At 62.0% G+C, this 21864-nt stretch carries 9 protein-coding genes; 5 read left to right on the top strand and 4 right to left on the bottom strand.

What is annotated here, in order from left to right; translation table 11 throughout:
* Positions 1-129 precede the first annotated feature (129 nt).
* From AC0IXA_RS16835 to AC0IXA_RS16825, 3 genes are all read left to right on the top strand, one after another.
* Positions 130-13128: a non-ribosomal peptide synthetase gene (locus AC0IXA_RS16835; protein ID WP_471813952.1), complete on the top strand. Its 12999-nt coding sequence runs from the start codon at positions 130-132 to the stop codon at positions 13126-13128.
* A gap of 192 nt (positions 13129-13320) precedes the next feature.
* A complete protein-coding gene (locus tag AC0IXA_RS16830; RefSeq protein WP_471813950.1) occupies positions 13321-14136 on the top strand; it encodes an alpha/beta fold hydrolase in 816 nt (271 codons plus the stop codon).
* A gap of 168 nt (positions 14137-14304) precedes the next feature.
* Positions 14305-15333, top strand: coding sequence for a ParB/Srx family N-terminal domain-containing protein (locus AC0IXA_RS16825; RefSeq protein ID WP_341639408.1), 1029 nt, complete (start codon positions 14305-14307; stop codon positions 15331-15333).
* A gap of 30 nt (positions 15334-15363) precedes the next feature.
* Here AC0IXA_RS16825 and dsbG read toward each other — a convergent pair whose 3' ends face one another.
* The 4 genes from dsbG to AC0IXA_RS16805 all read right to left on the bottom strand — a co-directional run bounded on the left by dsbG (position 15364) and on the right by AC0IXA_RS16805 (position 19514).
* Complete coding sequence (gene dsbG, locus AC0IXA_RS16820) at positions 15364-16134, bottom strand: thiol:disulfide interchange protein DsbG (RefSeq protein ID WP_341639409.1); 771 nt, start codon at positions 16132-16134, stop codon at positions 15364-15366.
* Positions 16110-16991 (bottom strand): TlpA disulfide reductase family protein, encoded by an 882-nt coding sequence (locus AC0IXA_RS16815; RefSeq protein WP_071173088.1) that lies wholly within the window; start codon positions 16989-16991, stop codon positions 16110-16112. The genes dsbG and AC0IXA_RS16815 overlap by 25 nt, the downstream gene beginning before the upstream one ends.
* Entirely contained in the window at positions 16991-18724 is a 1734-nt protein-coding gene (dsbD, locus tag AC0IXA_RS16810) for a protein-disulfide reductase DsbD (RefSeq protein ID WP_471813947.1), read from the bottom strand. The genes AC0IXA_RS16815 and dsbD overlap by 1 nt, the downstream gene beginning before the upstream one ends.
* 97 nt (positions 18725-18821) lie before the next feature.
* Positions 18822-19514 carry a hypothetical protein gene (locus tag AC0IXA_RS16805; RefSeq protein ID WP_016770813.1) on the bottom strand — a complete coding sequence of 231 codons (693 nt, stop codon included), beginning with the start codon at positions 19512-19514 and terminating at the stop codon, positions 18822-18824.
* Between the two features lie 254 nt (positions 19515-19768).
* On the opposite strand from AC0IXA_RS16805, the gene AC0IXA_RS16800 reads away from it, so the two are divergent.
* Together AC0IXA_RS16800 and AC0IXA_RS16795 are read left to right on the top strand one after the other, a co-directional pair.
* Positions 19769-20449, top strand: coding sequence for a response regulator (locus AC0IXA_RS16800; protein ID WP_471813945.1), 681 nt, complete (start codon positions 19769-19771; stop codon positions 20447-20449).
* Positions 20449-21771, top strand: a complete 1323-nt coding sequence (locus tag AC0IXA_RS16795; protein ID WP_038860405.1) for an ATP-binding protein — start codon at positions 20449-20451, stop codon at positions 21769-21771. Before AC0IXA_RS16800 ends, AC0IXA_RS16795 begins: the two co-directional genes overlap by 1 nt.
* The last annotated feature ends 93 nt before the right edge of the window (positions 21772-21864 follow it).

Below are 21864 nucleotides of genomic sequence, written 5' to 3'. Positions count from 1 at the left end.
GCAGATCCCCGGCCTCAGCGCATTCCGATGCCTTGCGCGGTCGGCACAGACCGCGCCCCGCACGCCTCTCGACAGGTGTGACGCAGCCACCCGATTTCACTTGCAAGCCGAATTCAGGCAGGAAACCTCATGACCGACGCGTTCGAACTCCCCAGCACCCTGGTCCATGCCCTCAAGCGTCGCGCGGCCCTGACGCCGGACCGACTGGCCTTGCGTTTTCTCGCCGAAAACCCGGAGCAAACCGTGGTGCTCAGCTATCTGGAACTGGATCAACGCGCGCGCACCATCGCCGCTGCGTTGCAGGCTCAGGCTGGATTCGGTGAGCGTGCGGTGCTGCTGTTTCCCAGCGGCGCGGATTACGTCGCGGCGTTTTTCGGCTGCCTGTATGCCGGTGTGATTGCGGTACCGGCCTATCCACCGGAATCCGCGCGTCGTCACCATCAGGAGCGTTTGCTGTCGATCATCGCCGACGCCGAGCCCAAGCTGCTGTTGACCAGCGCCGATCTGCGCGATGCCTTGCAACAAATCGACGGCGCGCCGCCGCTGCTGTGTGTCGACACCCTCGACAGCGCACTGGCCGAAAGCTGGATTGAGCCGAGCCTGCCGCCCGAACACATCGCCTTTCTGCAATACACTTCCGGCTCCACCGCGCTGCCCAAGGGCGTGCAGGTCAGCCATGGCAATCTGGTCGCCAACGAACTGCTGATCCGTCACGGTTTCGGCATCGACGTCAACCCGGACGACGTCATCGTCAGCTGGTTGCCGCTGTACCACGACATGGGGCTGATCGGCGGCCTGCTGCAACCGATTTTCAGCGGCGTGCCGTGCATTCTGATGTCGCCGGCGTACTTCCTCGGCCGGCCGTTGCGCTGGCTGGAAGCGATTGCCGAATACGGCGGCACCATCAGCGGCGGCCCGGATTTCGCCTACCGTTTGTGCAGTGAGCGGGTCAGCGAGTCGGCCCTTGAGCGTCTCGATCTGAGCCGCTGGCGCGTGGCCTATTCCGGTTCCGAGCCGATCCGTCTCGATACCCTCGAGCGCTTCGCCGAAAAATTCGCTGCTTGCGGTTTCAGCGACAACAGCTTCATGGCTTCGTACGGTCTGGCCGAGGCGACCCTGTTTGTCGCCGGCACGCCGCGTGGCACCGGCATCCCGGCGTTGCGCGTGGACGATCAGGCGCTGGCGCAAAACCGCGCCGAGCCGGGCGACGGCAGCGCGGTCATGAGTTGCGGCATCAGCCAGCCTGAGCACGCGGTGCTGATCGTCGAACCGAATACCCTCGAAGAACTCGCCGACAACGCCGTCGGCGAAGTCTGGGCCGCCGGCCCGAGCATCGCCCACGGTTATTGGCGCAACCCCGAAGCCAGCGCCAAGACTTTTGTCCAGCACGCCGGCCGCACCTGGTTGCGCACCGGCGACCTGGGTTTTATCCGTGCGGGCGAGTTGTTCGTCACCGGGCGCCTGAAAGACATGCTCATCGTCCGCGGACACAACCTTTATCCGCAGGACATCGAGCAGACTGTCGAGCGCGAAGTCGAAGTGGTGCGCAAGGGCCGCGTGGCGGCGTTCGCGGTCACTCACGACGGCGAAGAGGGCATCGGCATCGCTGCAGAAATCAGCCGCAGCGTGCAGAAAATCCTTGCGCCAGATGCGCTGATCAAAGCCATTCGCCAAGCGGTGGCCGAGGCGTATCAGGAGGCGCCAAGCGTGGTGGTGCTGCTCAATCCGGGCGCGTTGCCGAAAACCTCCAGCGGCAAACTGCAGCGCTCGGCGTGCCGCAATCGTCTGGCGGATGGCAGCCTCGACAGTTACGCGCTGTTCCCTTCGATCACAGCCGCAACGGAAAACGCGACCAGCAGCACTTCGGACCTTGAAGCGTTGATCGGGCAAATCTGGGCCGAGCAACTCAACGTCAAGCAGGTCAGTGGCGACGACCATTTCTTTCTGCTCGGCGGCAACTCGATCGCTGCCACGCAAGTAGTGGCGCGGGTTCGCGAAGCACTCGGTGTCGAGCTGAGCCTGCGCCTGTTGTTCGAAGCGCCAACCCTGTCTGCCTTCGCCGCCGCTGTGGCGCAGCTAAAACAGGACGGCGGCAGCGCCCAAGATGCAATCAGCACGTTGTCGCGCAGTGAGCCGATGCCGCAGTCGCTGGCACAAAACCGTCTGTGGATCACTTGGCAACTCGATCCACAGAGCAGCGCCTACAATATTCCCGGCGGCCTGCGCCTGCGTGGCGAGCTGGACGAAGACGCCGTGCGCAGCAGCTTCCAGCAACTGATCGAACGCCATGAATCACTGCGCACACGTTTCTTCGAACGCGACGGTGTGGCATTGCAGCAAGTGCTCGCCGCTGCCGAATTCAACCTGCAACTGATCGACATCAGCGACCTGCCAGCGCCCGAGCATGAAGCCCGTGCCGAGCAGATTCGCGAAGACGAGGCGCGCACTCGGTTCGATCTGGAAAAAGGCCCGTTGCTGTCGGTGACACTGGTGCGTCTCGATGACGAAGAACATCAACTGCTGGTGACCCTGCACCACATCATCGCTGACGGCTGGTCGCTGAATATCCTGCTCGACGAATTCTCGCGTCTCTACGCGGCGGCAACCCAAGGTGCGCCGGCGACACTGGCCGCGCTGCCCACGCAATACGCCGATTACGGCAACTGGCAGCGGCAATGGCTGGCGCAAGGCGAGGGCGAGCGGCAACTGGCGTACTGGAAAGCGCAACTGGGCGAAGAACATCCGCCATTGGAACTGGCCACCGATCACCCGCGCTCGGCCAGACACAACCACAGCGCCGCACGCTACAGCGTGCGCTTGAGTAGCAAACTCAGCGAGGCGATCCGCCAGACCGCGCAGGCTCACGAAGCCACGCCGTTCATGCTTTTGCTCGCTGCGTTGCAAAGTTTGCTGCACCGCTACAGTGGTCAGCGCGACATTCGCATCGGCGTGCCCAACGCCAACCGTCCGCGCCTGGAAACCCAAGGCCTGATCGGCTTCTTCATCAATACCCAGGTGTTGCGTGCGCAAATCGATTCGCGCCTTACATTTGCCGAGCTGCTGAACCAGACCCGCCAGGCCGCACTCGGCGCCCAAGCCCATCAGGATCTGCCCTTCGAACAACTGCTCGAAGCGTTCCCGCAGGCCCGCGATCAGGGCTTGTTCCAGGTCATGTTCAACCATCAGCAGCGCGACCTCAGTGCACTCAAGCGCCTGCCCGGTCTGCTCGCCGAAGAACTGCCGTGGCACAGCCGCGAGGCCAAGTTCGACCTGCAATTGCACAGCGAAGAGGATCGCAACGGCCGTCTGAGCTTGGCGTTCGACTACGCCAGCGAACTGTTCGATGCCACGACCATCGAGCGTCTGGCCGAACATTTCCATAATCTGCTCAGCGAGGTCTGCGAACAGCCACAGCAGGCCATCGGCGATCTGCGCTTGCTGACCGCCAGCGAGCAGAATCAGCAGAAGGACTGGAGCGTCGCTCCGTGCACCCCGGCGCAACAATGGCTGCCGGAACTGCTCGAGCAACAATCGCGCAAAAACCCGCAACGCACCGCGCTGGTGTGGGACGGCGGTAGTCTGGATTTTGCCGAGCTGCACGCGCAAGCCAACCGGCTCGCCCATTACCTGCGCGACAAAGGCGTTGGCCCGGACGTGTGCGTGGCCATCGCCGCCGAGCGTTCGCCGCAACTGCTGATCGGTCTGCTGGCGATCATCAAGGCCGGCGGCGCCTATGTGCCGCTTGATCCGGATTATCCGGCCGAACGCCTCGCGTACATGCTCCGCGACAGCGGCGTCGCACTGCTCCTGACCCAGACGCAATTGCTCGAGCGTCTGCCGGCCAGCGATGGCGTCAGCGTGATCGCCATGGATGCGCTGCACCTGGATAAATGGCCGAGCCAGGCACCGGGCCTGCACCTGCACGGCGACAACCTCGCCTACGTGATTTACACCTCGGGTTCCACCGGGCAACCGAAAGGCGTCGGCAACACCCACGCCGCGCTGGCCGAGCGCCTGCAATGGATGCAGGACACTTACCGCCTCGACGAAACCGACGTGCTGATGCAAAAAGCGCCGATCAGTTTCGACGTCTCGGTGTGGGAATGCTTCTGGCCGCTGATCAGCGGCGCGCGTCTGCTGCTTGCCGCCCCCGGCGAGCACCGCGACCCGCATCGCATCGCGCAACGGGTCCAGCAATACGGCGTGACCACGCTGCACTTCGTTCCGCCGCTGCTGGCGCTGTTCATCGACGAGCCGCTGAGTGCCGAGTGCACCAGCCTGCGCCGGGTGTTTTCCGGCGGTGAAGCCTTGCCCGCCGAGTTGCGCAACCGTGTGCTGACGCAACTGCCGGCGGTGCAATTGCACAACCGTTATGGCCCGACTGAAACCGCGATCAATGTCACCCATTGGCATTGCAGTGCCGCCGATGGTGCGCGCTCGCCGATTGGCCGGCCGCTGGGCAATGTGGTCTGCCGCATTCTCGATGCCGATCTCAATCCAGTGCCGGCGGGTGTGGCGGCTGAGCTGTGCATCAGCGGCATCGGTCTGGCTCGCGGTTACCTGGGTCGTCCGGCGTTGACCGCCGAGCGTTTTGTCGTCGATCCACTGGGCGAGCAGGGCGCCCGCTTGTACCGCACCGGCGACCGTGCGCGCTGGTCCTCGGATGGCGTGATCGAATACCTCGGTCGCCTCGATCAGCAGGTCAAGCTGCGCGGCTTTCGCGTCGAACCGGAAGAAATCCAGGCGCGACTGCTGGCGCAAAATGGCGTCGCCCAGGCCGTGGTGCTGGTGCGCGAAACCGCTGCCGGTGCGCAACTGATCGGCTACTTCACGGCGAGCGATGCGCAGGAAAATGCCGACCAACAAATCGCTCGATTGAACAACGCTTTGGCCGCTGAGCTGCCGGAATACATGGTGCCCGCACAATTGCTGCGCCTTGATGCGATGCCGCTGAGCCCCAGCGGCAAACTTGATCGCCGCGCCTTGCCCGAGCCGCAATGGCAAGTGCGTGAACACATCGAACCGGTCAGCGAACTGGAGCAACAGATCGCCGCGATCTGGCGCGAAGTGCTGGGTCTGAAGCAGATCGGCCTGCGCGACGATTTCTTTGCTCTCGGCGGTCATTCGCTGCTGGCCACGCAGATCATTTCACGCACACGTCAGGCCTGTGACGTCGAACTGCCGCTGCGCACCTTGTTCGAGCACAGCGAACTGGGCGATTACGCCGAACAGATTCGCCTGATCCAGGTCAGCGGCCGCACCAACCAACAGTTGCCGATCGCAAAAATCGACCGCAGCCAAGCGGTGCCGCTGTCCTATTCGCAGCAGCGCATGTGGTTCCTCTGGCAGATGGAACCGGACAGCCCGGCGTACAACGTCGGCGGCATGGCGCGCTTGCGCGGCGTGCTGCATGTCGAGCATTTCGAGGCGGCGTTGCAGGCGCTGATCCTGCGCCACGAAACCCTGCGCACCACATTCCCAAGTGTCGATGGCGTCGCCCGCCAACAGGTGCATGCCGAGACCGGCGTGCGCATGGGCTGGAAGGATTTCTCCAGCCTGCCGGCAGAAGTCCGGGAGCTACAAGTCCAGCAACTGGCCGATGCAGAAGCGCACCAGCCGTTCAATCTGGAAACCGGACCGCTGCTGCGCGCCTGCCTGGTCAAGACTGCCGAACACGAGCATTACTTCGTCCTGACCTTGCACCACATCGTCACCGAAGGCTGGGCGATGGACATCTTTGCCCGTGAACTCAGTGCGCTGTATGAAGCGTTCGTCGATGAGCGCGCCTCGCCGCTCGAGCCGCTGCCGGTGCAATACCTCGACTACAGCGTCTGGCAGCGTCAGTGGCTGGAGTCCGGCGAGCGCCAGCGCCAGCTCGATTACTGGACCGCGCAGCTCGGTCGCGAACATCCGCTGCTGGAACTGCCCGGCGACCGTCCCCGTCCACCGGTACAGAGCCATCAGGGCGAGCTGTTCCGTTTCGATCTGAGTGACGATCTCGCTGCGCGGGTGCGGGCGTTCAATGCGCAAAACGGCCTGACCCTGTTCATGACCATGACCGCCGCACTCGCCACGTTGCTCTACCGCTACAGCGGCCAGACCGACCTGCGCATCGGTGCGCCGGTGGCCAACCGCATCCGCCCGGAAAGCGAAGGGCTGATCGGTGCGTTTCTCAACACCCAGGTGCTGCGTTGCCAGCTCGACGGGCAGATGTCGGTCGGCGAACTGTTCGAGCAGGTGCGCCACACCGTGATCGAAGGCCAGTCCCATCAGGATCTGCCGTTCGATCATCTGGTCGACGCCTTGCAGCCGCCACGCAGCGCGGCTTACAACCCGCTGTTCCAGGTGATGTGCAACGTGCAGCGCTGGGAGTTCCAGCAGAGCCGCACCCTCGCTGGGATGACTGTCGAGTACCTGGCCAACGATGCGCGGGCGACCAAGTTCGATCTCAATCTGGAAGTCACCGACCTCGACCATCGCCTCGGCTGCTGCCTGACTTACAGCACCGATCTGTTCGACGAGCCGACCATCGAACGCATGGCCAGGCATTGGCGCAACCTGCTTGAAGCGTTGATCGCTGATCCGCAGCAACGCCTCAGCGAACTGCCGCTGCTCGACAACACCGAGCAACAGCACCTGCTCGACAGCCTTGGCATCGAGCCGGGCGAGCATCGTCTCGATCAGTGCATCCATCATCTGTTCGCCGAGCAGGCACTGGCGCGCAAAGACGCACCAGCACTGACCTTCGCCGGGCAGACCCTGAGCTACGCCGAACTCGATGCCCGGGCCAATCGTCTGGCCTGGGCGCTGCGTGAGCGTGGGGTCGGCCCGCAGGTGCGGGTCGGTCTGGCGCTGGAGCGTTCGCTGGAAATGGTCATCGGCCTGCTGGCGATTCTCAAGGCGGGCGGCGCTTATGTGCCGCTGGATCCGGAATACCCGCTCGACCGTCTGCATTACATGATTGAAGACAGCCGCATCGGCCTGCTGCTCAGCGATCGGGCGATGTTTCAGGCCCTGGGTGACTTGCCGTCAGACGTGGCGCGCTGGTGTCTGGAAGATGACAGCCCGGGATTGGCCGACTACCCGGCCAGCGAGCTGCCGTTTATCAGCCTGCCACAACATCAGGCCTACCTGATTTACACCTCGGGCTCGACCGGCAAACCGAAAGGCGTGGTGGTCTCCCACGGTGAAATTGCCATGCACTGCCAGGCCGTGATCGAACGCTTCGGCATGCGCCCGGACGACTGTGAACTGCATTTCTATTCGATCAACTTCGACGCTGCCACCGAACGTCTACTGGTGCCGCTGCTCAGCGGTGCGCAGGTGGTGTTGCGGGCGCAGGGCCAGTGGGACGCGGAAGAAATCTGCGGCTTGATTCGCACGCATCGAATCAACGTCCTCGGTTTCACGCCGAGCTACGGCAGCCAGTTGGCGCAGTTCCTTGCCACGCAGAATGAAGTCCTGCCGGTGCGCATGATCATCACCGGCGGTGAAGCGCTGACCGGCGAGCATCTGCAGCGCATCCGCGCGGCATTCCAACCGGCGCAGTTTTTCAATGCTTACGGCCCGACCGAAACCGTGGTCATGCCGCTGGCCAGTCTGGCGCCGCAGGTACTGGAAGAGGGCGCCGGCAGTGTGCCGATCGGCAGCGTGATCGGCGCGCGGGTCGCGTACATTCTCGACGCCGATCTGGCCTTGGTGCCGCAAGGCGCGACCGGTGAATTGTTTGTCGGCGGCGCCGGTCTGGCGCAGGCCTATCACGACCGTCCGGGCATCAGCGCCGAGCGTTTTGTCGCTGACCCGTTTGCCGCTGATGGCGGGCGCATGTATCGCACCGGCGACCTGGTGCGCCAGCGTGCCGATGGTCTGGTCGAGTATCTGGGGCGGATCGACCATCAAGTGAAAATCCGCGGTTTCCGCATCGAGCTGGGCGAAATCGAAACGCGCCTGCTCGATCACCCTTCGATCCGCGAAGCGGTGGTGCTGGCGCTGGATGCGCCGAGTGGCAAGCAGTTGGTGGGTTACCTCGTTACGGAGGTCGCCGGGCAAGGCGAAGCGCAACAGGCTGAACTGCGCGAAGCGCTCAAGTCGCACCTCAAGGCGCAACTGCCGGACTACATGGTGCCGACCCAGCTGATGCTGCTGGCAAGCATGCCGCTGACCGCCAACGGCAAACTCGACCGCCGCGCTTTGGCGGCGCCCGATCCCGAGTTGAATCGTCAGGACTATGTTGCGCCAAGCAATGAGCTGGAGCAGACCCTGGCGCAGATCTGGTGCGATGTGCTCAACGTCAGGCAGGTCGGCCTCAACGATAACTTCTTCGAACTCGGCGGCGACTCGATTCTGTCGATTCAAGTGGTCAGCCGCGCGCGTCAGCAGGGCATTCACTTCAGCCCGCGCGACCTGTTCCAGCACCAGACCGTGCAGACGCTCGCCGCCGTTGCCAGTCGCACCCAGCAAGTGACTGCCGAGCAGGGCCTGGTGGTCGGCGAGTCGCGCCTGACGCCGATTCAGCACTGGTTCTTCGATACGGACATTCCCCAGCGCCAGCACTGGAATCAGGCGCTGTTGCTGGAACCGACTGTGCGCCTCGAGCCGCAACGATTGCAGCAAGCCTTGCTGGCGGTGATCGAGCAGCACGATGCGCTGCGTCTGCGTTTCACTGAAACCGATGATGCATGGCAAGCGACGCATCAAGCGCTGACGAATGAGGATGTGCTCTGGCAAGTCAGCGTCGATTCGCTGGATCGGTGCGAATCTCTGTTCGCCGACGCGCAACGCAGTCTGCATCTGCGCAACGGCCCGTTACTGCGCGCGGTGCTGGTCGATGTTGCGGATGTTCAGCAACGCCTGTTCATCGCCATCCACCACTTGGTCGTCGACGGCGTTTCCTGGCGCGTGCTGCTGGATGATCTGCAAACCGCCTATCGGCAACTCGACGCTGCGCAGCCGCTGAAACTGCCGGCGAAAACCAGCGCCTTCAAGGACTGGGCCGCGCGTTTGCAGGCCTACGCCGGCAGCGAATCGCTGCGTGAGGAATTGAGCTGGTGGCAGGCGCGACTGGCCGGGCCGAGCGCTGATCTGCCTTGCGAAAACCCGCGGGGCGGCAGGCAGAGTCGCCATGCGCAAACCGTCAGCGTACGCCTCGATGCCGAGCGCACCCGGCAGTTGCTGCAACAGGCACCGAGCGCTTATCGCACTCAGGTCAACGACCTGCTGCTGACCGCGCTGGCCCGTGTGCTGTGCCGCTGGAGCGGCCAGCCCTCGGCACTGATTCAACTGGAAGGACACGGTCGCGAAACCCTGTTCGACGAGATCGACCTGACCCGCACCGTCGGTTGGTTCACCAGCGCTTATCCGCTGCGCCTGACCCCGCACAATATCGAAGAGGCCGCCGGGCAGGGCGCTTCGATCAAGGCGATCAAAGAACAATTGCGCGCCGTTCCGCATAAAGGTCTCGGTTATGGCGTGTTGCGTTATCTGGCTGATGACGGCTGCCGCCAGAACATGGCCGCGCTGCCGCAGGCGCAGGTCACCTTCAACTACCTCGGCCAGTTCGACCAGAGCTTCGGCAGCGATGCGCTGTTCCGTCCTCTCGATGAGCCAATCGGTGCAGCCCACGATCCGCAGGCGCCGTTGCCCAACGAGCTGAGCGTCGACAGTCAGGTTTACGGTGGTGAACTGCTGCTGCGCTGGACTTTCAGTGCCGAGCGTTACGAGGCGCAAACCATTAACGATCTGGCCGCCGCCTACCTCGGTGAGTTGCAAAGCCTGATCGCCCATTGTCTAAAAGACGAGGCCGGCGGCCTGACACCATCGGACTTCCCGCTGGCGAAACTGACTCAGGCGCAACTCGATGCGCTGCCGGTGCCGGCCGCGCACATCGAAGACGTCTACCCGCTGACGCCGATGCAGGAAGGCATGTTGCTGCACACCTTGCTCGAGCCGGGCACCGGTCTGTACTACATGCAGGATCGATATCGCATCAACAGCGAGCTCGACCCCGAGCGTTTCGCTCAGGCCTGGCAAGCGGTGGTCGCTCGTCATGAAGCATTGCGGGCCTCGTTCTGCTGGAACGTTGGCGAAGACATGCTGCAAGTGATTCACATGCCGGGGCGTACGCCGATCGAGTATCTGGACTGGAGCGCCGTCGCCGAAACCGAGCATGAACCACAGCTGCAAGCGCTGCTGAAAAGCGAGCGCGAAGCCGGGTTCGATCTGCTCAATCAGGCGCCGTTCCACCTGCGCCTGATCAAGGTCGGCGCGGCGCGCTACTGGTTCATGATGAGCAACCACCACATCCTCATCGACGCCTGGTGCCGTTCTCTGCTGATGAACGACTTCTTCGAGATCTACACCGCCCTCGGTGAAGGTCGTGAAGCGCAGTTGAGCGTGCCGCCGCGTTATCGCGATTACATCGGTTGGCTGCAACGCCAGAGCCTGGCCGAGGCGCGGCAGTGGTGGCGGCAGAATCTGCAAGGCTTCGAGCGCACCACGCCGATCCCGAGCGACCGGCCGTTCCTGCGCGAACACGCCGGTGAAAGCGGCGGCATGATCGTCGGCGACCGTTACACCCGCCTCAATGTTGAAGACGGAGCACGGTTGCGGGAACTGGCGCAGGCACATCAACTGACCGTCAACACCTTCGCCCAAGCTGCGTGGGCTCTGGTTTTGCGGCGCCTGAGCGGCGATCGCGACGTGCTCTTCGGCGTGACCGTGGCCGGGCGGCCGGTGGAGATGCCGGAAATGCAACGCACCGTCGGCCTGTTCATCAACAGCATCGCCCTGCGCGTGAAGATGCCTGAGGACGATCAGCGCAGCAGCGTGCGCCAGTGGCTCAGCGCTTTGCTCGACAGCAACATGCAACTGCGCGAGTACGAATACCTGCCACTGGTAAACATCCAGGAACAGAGCGAATTGCCCAAAGGCCAGCCGTTGTTCGACAGCCTGTTCGTCTTCGAAAACGCCCCGGTGGAAGTCTCGGTGCTTGATCGTGCACAGAGCCTGAATGCGACCTCGGATTCCGGCCGCACCCATACCAACTTCCCGTTGACGGCGGTGTGTTACCCGGGCGATGACCTTGGCTTGCACCTGTCCTATGACCAGCGTTACTTCGACGAGGCGACGGTCGAGCGCATGCTCAGTGAGTTCAAGCGCCTGCTGCTGGCGCTGGTCGACGGCTTCCATGGCGACATGGCCGATTTGCCGCTGCTCGGCGACGAAGAACGCGACTTCCTGCTGCACGATTGCAACCAGAGCGGCCACGACTATCCGCTGGAGCAAAGCTACGTGGCGTTGTTCGAGGCGCAGGTCGCGGCGCATCCGCAGCGCGTTGCCGCCAGTTGCCTCGATCAGCAATTGAGCTATGCCGAACTGAATCACAACGCCAACCGTCTCGGCCATGCCCTGGTCGCTGCCGGTGTGCGCATGGATCAACCGGTGGCGCTGCTGGCCGAGCGTAATCTCGACCTGCTCGGCATGATCATCGGCAGCTTCAAGGCCGGTGCCGGTTACCTGCCGCTGGACCCGGGTCTGCCGAGCCAGCGCCTGAGCCGCATCATCGAGCTGAGCCGCACGCCGTTGCTGGTGTGCAGCGCAGCCTGCCTAGAGCAGGCGCAGACCTTGCTCGAAGAGTTTGGCTGTTCGAATCGCCCGCGCCTGCTGGTGTGGGAAGAGGTCCAGGCATCGGTGGCAGCGACGCACAATCTCGGCATTCACAGCGGCCCGGACAATCTCGCCTATGTGATCTACACCTCGGGTTCGACCGGTCTGCCAAAAGGCGTGATGGTCGAGCAGCGCGGCATGCTCAACAACCAGTTGAGCAAACGCCCGTACCTCGACTTGAGCGAGGCCGATGTGATCGCGCAGACCGCCTCGCAAAGCTTCGATATTTCCGTCTGGCAGTTCCTTGCCGCGCCGTTGTTCGGCGCACGGGTCGACATCGTACCGAATGCGATTGCCCACGATCCGCAAGGTCTGCTGGCGCATGTACAGGCGCAGGGCATCACCGTGCTGGAAAGTGTGCCGTCGCTGATTCAGGGCATGCTCGGCTCCGAGCGTTTGAGCCTTGATGGTTTGCGCTGGATGCTGCCGACCGGTGAAGCGATGCCGCCGGAACTGGCCCATCAATGGCTGCTGCGTTACCCGGACATTGGTCTGGTCAATGCTTACGGCCCGGCGGAATGCTCGGATGATGTGGCGTTCTTCCGTGTCGACATGGCTTCAACGCGCGGCAGTTACTTGCCGATCGGCACGCCGACCGATAACAACTTGCTGTACCTGGTCGATGGCGCGCTGGAACTGGTGCCATTGGGCGCGGTGGGTGAGTTGTGTGTTGCCGGGACCGGCGTCGGTCGCGGTTACGTCAGCGATCCGCTGCGCACCGCGCCGGTGTTTGTGCCGAATCCGTTCGGCGCGCCGGGCGAACGCCTGTACCGCACCGGTGACCTGGCACGGCGCCGCACCGACGGCGTGCTGGAATACGTCGGCCGCGTCGATCATCAAGTGAAGATTCGCGGTTACCGCATCGAGCTCGGTGAAATCGAAGCGCGCCTGCATGAACAACCGGAAGTGCGCGACGCGGCGGTGGGTGTGCAGGAAGGCGTCAACGGCAAGCATCTGGTGGGCTACCTGGTCGCGGCCGATGCAGCGCTCAATCCGGGTGAACGCCTGGAGCGGATCAAGCAGCGCCTGCGCGCCGAACTGCCGGAATACATGGTGCCGCTGCACTGGCTGTGGCTGGAGCAGATGCCACTCAATGCTAACGGAAAACTCGACCGCAAAGCCTTGCCAACGCTGGAGATCGGTCAGTTGCAGAGCGAGGATTATCTGGCGCCGCGCAATGAGCTGGAGCAGACCCTGGCTGATATCTGGGCTGAGGTGCTGAAGGTGGAAAAGGTCGGCGTGCGCGACAACTTCTTCGAACTGGGCGGGCACTCGTTGCTGGCTACGCAGATCGCTTCGCGGGTACAGAAAGCCCTGCAACGCAACGTGCCGCTGCGCGCGATGTTCGAATGCAGCACGGTGGAGGAACTGGCCGAATACATCGATGGGCTGGCGGCCAGTGACATTACAGAGGAGAAGGTCGATCGGTTGAATGATCTGATGGCGGAGCTGGAGGGGTTGTAGTCCTTCAGCGCTTGGGCCGGCCTCTTCGCGAGCAGGCTCGCTCCCACACGGGGTCTGTGGTGTTCACAAATCCCCTGTGGGAGCGAGCCTGCTCGCGAATGGCGTCTGTACATTGCCGTACATTTCCATCCTTGACGATCAACAACCGGCAGCTCAGTCTGCCGGTTCTGTTTTTTCTCGCGGAGGTGGTCGATGCCCTTTTTCACGGTTGACGGACAAGCACTGCACTACATTGATCAAGGCACCGGCCCCGCCGTGTTGCTGGCCGGCAGTTACCTTTGGGACCAGGCGATGTGGGCGCCGCAGATCGCCGCGCTGACCCCGCACTATCGCGTCATTGCCGTGGATCTGTGGGGGCATGGCGAGTCCGGCAAGTTACCCGAAGGCACAACCTCGCTGGACGACATTGCCCGTCAGACGAAGGCCTTGCTCGATCATCTGGACATTGATCGCGTCACCCTCGTCGGACTATCCGTCGGTGGCATGTGGGGCGTGCGTTTGGCACTGTCCGCACCGCAACGTCTCAACGGTCTGGTGCTGATGGACACCTACGTCGGCGTCGAGCCAGAACCGACCCGGCAGTATTACTTCTCGCTGTTCAAGCAGATCGAAGACACCGGTACCATCTCCGAACAACTGCTCGATATCGTCGTACCGATCTTCTTCCGCCCGGGCATCGACCCGCAGTCGGCGCTTTATCAGGACTTCCGCGCGAAATTGAAGAGCTACTCGCCCGAGCGTCTGCGCGACAGCATCGTACCGATGGGACGCATCACGTTTGGCCGCAACGACCTGTTGCCACGCCTGGACGAGCTGAACCCGGCGACGACGCTGGTGCTGTGCGGTGACCAGGACAAACCCCGGCCACCGTCGGAAGCACGGGAAATGGCTCAGTTGATTGGTTGCCCGTGTGTGCTGGTGCCGGAGGCGGGGCATATCTCCAATCTGGAGAATCCCGGGTTTGTCACTGAGGCACTGCTGGCGTTTCTGGCCGAGCGCAACCGCTAGACCGAGTGAGCTTCATTCGCGAGCAGGCTCGCTCCCACAGTTAATCGCATTCCTTCAGCATGAATGCAATTTCTGTGGGAGCGAGCCTGCTCGCGAAGGGGCCTCTCAGGTCACCATGCAATCACGAGTGTGAAACTCATCTATAAAAGCATTTGATAAGGGAATGACGTGCAACAGTTCTGGTGGCGTGACCTCAGGGATCTTGAGGACAAGTGGGTCGGGTTGAGTATTGAGGTCAACCGACCGAAATCAAGCAAACCGCCGCTTCATCTGCAAAGTGGCAACAACGGGCGGATGAAGTTGATGCTCAATGAAAGCCCACTCTTCTGGGCGACCATTGCCACCTCATATTACGGTGCTTGGCTGGTTCGCAATCCGCGGCCCGTTCAACTGGAATCGCCATCCGTGCCATTCATCGGTTCGGCTGACGTTCAGGAGCACTTTGAATTACCCGTCCAAGAGCGCTTCCCGCGCTGGTGTCGCTATTTCATCAACCAGTTGATGAACAATCAGGCTGACTTTCTCTATCCCGGCCACTGGGTGGCGCGCCCTTTATTGACAGCAGTTAGCCGATACAAAACCGTCGCAGGTCGGCATGGCTGGTATTTTTCCACCCCGGCCGATGCGTCCAGTCATCTGCCAAACTGGTACGCGCGCGGCGAGGGCATTCTCGACAATGTGCAACCGCATACCGTGCATTGGCTTGATTGGGATTTGGGACACTTAATCGGTCTGCACACGGTTGACCCTTTAGCAGGTCGCCTCAAATGGTGGCGCAAAAAAGCCAGGGAGGGCAGCTTGCCGCCGATCCTGCTCTGGTATGTGGGCGGACTGTGTTCTTACGTGATCATCGATGGACATTACAGATTGCAGGCCGCGCTCGATGAAGGTGTCAAACCTGATTTCATTGTCCTGAGTTCGACCAAAGCCCAGCAAATCAAACCATGCGAAGCAACGCAACAGCGCGTGTTCGGTTCGTTGATGTTGCAGAACGCGAGAAATCCCAAGTTCAACGTTCACACATTCAATCAGGCGCTGATCAATACGTTTGACGACCGTCCCTGGCATTGGGCGGGGACGCACGCCTGGGCCGGTATTTCCTCAGACCAAGCGTGGTGCGCTGAGGTGACAACTTTTCTCACGGAACAGGGAAAGACTGAGCACTTGCAGGACATTATCGAACGGTGTGAGTACTGATAGACCCGCACCGGTCGGTGGTTGTGAAGGCTATTTCGGCCCGAGAATCTTCACCAACTTGTCCGGCGAAGGCGCGCCTTGCTGTTGTTGCAGTTCGCCTTTGTCATCCATGTAGAAAATCGCCGGGGTGGCCTGTAGTTCGAGGTCTTCCATCAACTGCATGTTGGCCGCGAGTTTGGTCTGCACGGCGACCGGGATGTCTTTCAACGCCTTGAGGGCGCTGCCCTTACCGGCGCTCTCATGATCTTGCAGAGCCTTGGCCGGGTCTTTCGCCGCCAGCAGCGCGGCTGATTTGCCCGGGCTGTCTTCGCGGATGATGCCGACCATGATGTGGCGCAACTGCACTTTGCCGGCCTTGACCCATGGCCGCGCCTGTTCCCAGAACATGTTGCAGTACGGGCAATTCGGATCGCTGAACAGGTACACCGTGCGCGATGCATCCTTGTTGCCGTCCTGAATCCAGTTGCTCGCCTCGAACTTGGCCCAGACTTCCTTGGACATCGGCGCGTAGACCAGTTTCTGCAAAGGCTCGCTGCTCAGGTCCTTGCCGTCGGCGTCGTACAGGTTACCCACCACGACATGTTTGCCGTCCGGGGTCAGGTACAGCGCCATGCCGCGGTTCTGGTATTGCGCGGCGTACCCGCGCAGGCCGTCGGGGGCGTCGAACTGGCCGACGATTTTCGCGCCCTTGGCTTCGATCTTCTTGATTGCGGCGGGCAGTTCTTCAGCAGCCTGCACCGACGGCAAGTGCAGCAGGGCAGTGCCCAGGGTCAGCGTCAGCAGGTGGCGGAGGCGGGGCATGGCAGTTTCCTTGCAGAGTTGGCCGGGGCAACGGCCTGATTCGGGCTTGAAGGCGAAGTGTCGAAGGTTTCCAGGGCGCGGGCGAGGCTGGCGTTCGACAGTTCACCGAGGTGGCTGGTCAGCAAGCGACCGTCCGGGCTATAGAACAGCGTAGTCGGTAACGCCATGGAACCCACGGCCTGACCGAGACGGCCGCGGCGGTCGAACAGCACGTTGTTCAGGCTCAGGCCTTGGGTTTCCAGAAATGTCGCCACGCTTTGCATGCTTTCGGCCTGATTGACGAACAGGAAGGTCAGGTCCGGTCGCTGCTGTTGGGCGTTTTCCAGCACCGGCATTTCTCGCCGGCACGGCGGGCACCAGGTCGCCCACAGGTTGATCACCAGCGGCCCGCCCTGATACTCACTGAGCTTGATGGTTTCGCCAGCGGCGTTGCGCAGGGATATATCCGGCAGGCGCGTACCCTGTTCGTAGATATTCAGCGACAGGGTGGCAAGCAGCCAGAACGCCACGCCGCTGACCACGCCGAAGCCCAACGGTCGACGCAAAGCGGGCCGGCGCCAGCCGCGATACAACGCCGCCAGCAACAGCACGATCACTCCGGGCCAAGCGAGGAAACCGCCGTCGCGCAGATCGATGATCTGCCACGGGTCATTGCGATAGTGCGACCAGTACAGCGCGACAAACGCAATGCGCGCCGCGAGCATGCCCAGCAAAAACAGGCTGAACAGCGCTGACTCGGGGTTATCGCCGCCGCGCTTGGCCACTCGCCAGCCGACAAATGTCGCCAGCGCCAGAGCACTGATCAGCAGCAGGTGGTTGAGCGCGATGGCGAAGGTGCCGAGGGTGAACGTCAGCATCAGTTGGCATCTCGGGTGGCGGACCAGCGTTGCAGGAAGGTATCGGCATCGACCTCGCCGGTGATGCGCTGGCTGCGGCGTTCTTCGCCGTCAGCGCCGATCCAGATGAACGTCGGCGGCCCCGGCACTTTATAGCGACTGAGCAGCTCGCGGCTGGCAGCGTTGTCGGCGGTCACATCCAGGCGCAGCAGGCGCACATCGCTCAGGGCCTGCATGACCTTGGCTTCACCGAACACCTTCTTCTCCATGACCTTGCACGACACGCACCAGTCGGCGTAGTAATCGAGCAGTACCCACTGGCCTTGAGCCTTGGCTGCATCGAGTTCGCGTTGCAGGGCGGCCGGTTCCTTGATTGTGCTGAAGGCATCGTGGCCCGTCGGCGCCGCGCTGGCGACAGGGCCGGCGCTGTAGACCTGCAATGGCTGATACGGATCATCACTGCCGCCCGCCGCACCGATCACCAACAAGCTGCCCCACAAACCGAGCAGCAAGGACAGGGCGCCAAATACCTGTGCGACGCGGCCAAAGCCTGCGGATTGTTTCCAGGCGCTGTAAGCGGCGATCAACAGCAATGCGCCACACAGGCCCAGCCACAGCGACGGATCCAGTACCGGGCGCAGCATCAACAATGCAGTGGCAAGAAAGAGGAAGCCGAATATGCCCTTGAGCAGATTCATCCACGCGCCGGGTTTTGGCAGGAAGCGGTTGCCCACGGTGACCAGCAGCAACAGCGGCACACCGATGCCGATGCCCAGTGCAAACAGAATCAGACCGCCGTGCAACGCGTTACCGCTCTGCGCGATGTACAGCAGCGCGCCGGCCAGTGGCGCGGTCATGCACGGCCCGACCAACAGACCGGACAACGCGCCCAGCACACCGGCGCCGATCAGGCTGCCGCCGCTGCGGCTGCGCGACGCATGTTCAAGACGATCACGCAGGGCCACCGGAAGTTGCAGCTCGAAGAAGCCGAACATCGGCAATGCCAGCACCACGAAAATGGCGGCAAACGCACCGAGCAGCCAAGGATTCTGCAACCACGCCTGCAGGTTCGCACCGAGCAGCGCAGCAATCACGCCCATCGCCGCATACACCAGCGCCATGCAGATCACGTAGCTGCTGGCCAAGGCAAACCCGCGCCGTGGTGTGGCGCCACTGCCGACGATCATCCCGGCGAGAATCGGCAGCATCGGCAGCGAACACGGGGTAAACGCCAACAGCAGGCCGAGTCCGAAGAACACCAGCAGACTCCAGCCCAGCGCCCGTTGTTGCAGACTGCTGGCCAAAGCCTGATCCGGGGCTTCAGCGCCTGTTGTTGCTGCGGCTTTGCCACCCAGGTCAATCACCCGGGTTTGCGGTGGATAGCACAGACCGGCATCGGCGCAGCCCTGATAACTGACCTTGATCTGACCGCTGGCCGCTGCCGGGATTTTCACTTCCAGGCCCTGGCGGTACACCGGCTGCTCGCCGAAAAACTCATCGCTGTGGGATTCGCCTTCAGGCAACACCGGCTGCTGATCGGCGGCCAGTCCGTCGAATTTCAAACGTTTCTGATACAGGTAGTAACCGTCGGTGATCTGCCAGAACAGCTGGGTTTCGCCCGAGTCCAGACGCTCGGAGGTGAGTACGAATGCCTTGTCGACGGGTAAAAAGTCCGGCTTGGACTCGAACGGATTGTTTCCGGCCTGAGCCAGACCGGAAACCAGTAGAGCAAACAGAAGAAAAAAATGACGCATGGAGGAGCCTTGTCCCTGTGCAAGTGGGGTGCAGGATGGGCGGCGGCGATTAACCGATAATTAACCCTATCCTACTAGGCTCGCCGGGATTGACCAATCAGCCACGCAGCAGGCCGGGCCAATTGCCGTCATCAATGGTTCTGGGGCCGGCAACGAGTCGGTCGGACTGAATGTTGTAAGTGAGGTACTGATTGTTGGTCAGGAAGATATACCAGTAACTGTCTGCAAATGTCCGGTCATTCTGCGCCGCGGTGATTATCCGGTCCTTGTAAGGTTTTAGCGCGCCCAGCTGATATTCGCCGAAACGGTTGTACTTGACGGTCTTGGCCTTGTAGTCGAAAGACAAGTAGTGGCCGTCATCGAGGATGAATCGAAACAGGAAAGGGTGGCCGGTCAGTTGAAACCAGGTGCCGGCGATGATCTTGTCAAAATATGGAAGAATCGGCTTCCATACCGAGTCGGCTACCTTGTAGAAGGCGGCAACTTTATCGCTGTCCTGATCGTATTTGCAGACCATCGGAGTTGTTCCGTCATAGAAGAAAAGCCAGGCAATATCCTCGTCACTTCCGGCGTTCCAGCCGAAGGAAGTGGTAGTCAAGCCAAAGCGCAGATCTTTGGTATACGGGGCGAAGTTGTCCCAGTTGCCTGCCGTGGCGGCTGGATAATTGGACGGGACGCTATTGTCGCCAAGATCAAAGCGCGAATAGGTATCGGTGTCCTTGAAGAAAAAATAAATTCGATCAGGGCCGGAGCGCCAGTCTATGGCAACAAAGTTATTCAAGTTGGTCATGTTTGAAAGTCCATTTAAGTGCGGGGTTGAAGTTGCCAGTTGAAGCTAGATGAAGTTGCGTTGGCGATAAAGGCTGGAATTGTTTCCGGATGGGTAACGGGATAATAAAGTTTGCATGGCAGGCTCGCGTCGGTTGCTGGGATGCGACAACCTGACCGTATTTTCGTGCAGCTTTGCGAAGTCGACGTGTGCCGCCATAATTGCCCCTTAATCCTTGCCTGCTTCACTCGCCTTTTTTTATTTCCGGAGCCCCTATGCACGTACTGGTTTGCGAAGACGATGAGCTGATCGCCAGCGGCATCGTCGCCGGGCTCAACGCACAGGGCCTGACCGTCGAGCACGTCAACACCGCGTCCAAGGCGCGGGCGATGCTCAAGGTCGCCGAATTCGACGTGATGGTTCTCGATCTCGGCTTGCCCGACGAAGATGGCCTAAAGTTGCTCCAGCAATTGCGGCAGAGCGGCCTGGAAATCCCGGTTCTCATCCTCACTGCCCGTGACTCGGTGACCGACCGTGTCGACGGTCTGCAGGCCGGCGCTGACGACTACCTGCTCAAGCCTTTCGACCTGCGCGAACTGTTCGCTCGCTTGCAAACGCTGTTGCGCCGCGTGGCCGGGCGCAGTGTCAATCTGATCGAGCACGGCGCTCTGACCTACGACCCGAGCAGCCGCGAAACCCGCCTCGCCGGGCAACCGGTGGACCTGTCGCGCCGCGAGCAGTCGCTGTTGCAGGCATTGCTGCACAATCGCGGCCGGGTGCTGTCCACCGAGCAACTGAAGGACAGCGTCTACGGCTTCAACGATGAACTGGAAAGCAACGCACTGAACGTGCATATCCATCACCTACGCAGCAAGCTTGGCAAAGGCATTGTCGAAACCGTGCGTGGTCTGGGCTATCGCCTCGGGCCTGCCGATGGCGGAGAGCAAGGCAAGTGATGAGTCTGCGCCTGCGCCTGAGCCTGACGCTCGGCGCCGCCTTCGCGTTGATCTGGGCGCTGGCGGCGGCGTGGATGCTCAGCGATCTGCGCAATCAGATGATGTTCTCCCTCGACCAGCGACTGGTCGCTTCGGCGCGCATGGTCGCCGGTTTGCTTGAGCAATTGCCGACGCTGCCGAGCAAGGGCGAGGGCACCCACTTCAGTGCTGAACAGCTGAACATTCCCGGCGGCATGGCCTGTCAGGTCAGCTCATTGCGCGGCGAGATTCTCGCGCGAAGCCACAACAACCCCGAGCAAGCGCTGGAAGCCGAGAAAATGGGCTTCCACGATCAAATGATCGACGGCGCACCGTGGCGCAGTTTCACCCTGGCCCGGGGCGATGTGCGCATCACTACGGCGGATCGGCAGATCGAACGCGAAGCCTTGAACATGTCGATTCTGCTCGCCGCTTCGGTGCCGGTCGGTGTGGCCTTGCTGGGTTGCCTGTGCCTGCTGTGGCTGGGCATCGGTCAGGGTCTTGCACCACTCAATCGTCTGCGCGAGGCGCTGATGCGGCGCAATGCCGATTCCCTTGAGCCATTGCAGTTGCAGGCGTTTCCCAGCGAATTGAAGCCGTTGCTGGAAACCCAGAATCAATTGTTCCAGCGCATCGGCAAGACCATCGAGCGTGAACGTCGCCTGACCGGTGACGCCGCGCATGAACTGCGCAGTCCGCTGACGGCGATCAAGACCCACCTGCAAGTCGCGCGCATGACCGATGGCAGCGCCCGCGATCAATCGCTGGCCCGCGCCGAGGAGGGCGCCGATCGCCTGCACCGCACTCTTGAACAGTTGCTGCTGCTGGCGCGGGTCGAAGGCAGCCTGTCGTTCGATGACGGCTCGCAATGCAGCGCCGAGCAAGTGGCCAGACTGGCGATCCAGGACGCCACCGGCGGTGAACGGCTGCGGATCAAACTGCACGTGCCGGACGACCTGTCCGCCGCGCCGCTGCAAATGCCCGCCGTGCTGGCGATTGCTGCACTGCGTAACCTGCTCGACAACGCCCTGCGCCATACGCCTGAAGATTGCGCGGTCGAGGTCCATCTGGAAAACATCGGCAATCGCGTGCGTTTTGTCGTGCGTGACCATGGTCCTGGCATTGCGCCGGATGATTTGCAGCATCTGACCCAACGCTTCTGGCGCAACGGGCAGAGCACCGGCTGCGGGCTGGGTCTGGCGATTGTCCAGGCGATTGTTCAGCGCTGTGACTGCGCCCTGCATTTCGACAGCCGCCCCGATGGCTTGCGGGTCGAACTGACCATGCCGTTGCAAACCCTCTGATCTCACCTCAGACCCCTGTGGGAGCGAGCCTGAACTGGCCTAATGATTTTGGACACTTCAATCAGGCGCTATGATGGCGTCCAAATCTGAGGT

It is taken from the genome of Pseudomonas sp. AC083 (assembly GCF_979253165.1).
Note: the sequence above shows the minus strand (reverse complement) of the source record. Positions and strands in the feature narration are given on the sequence as shown.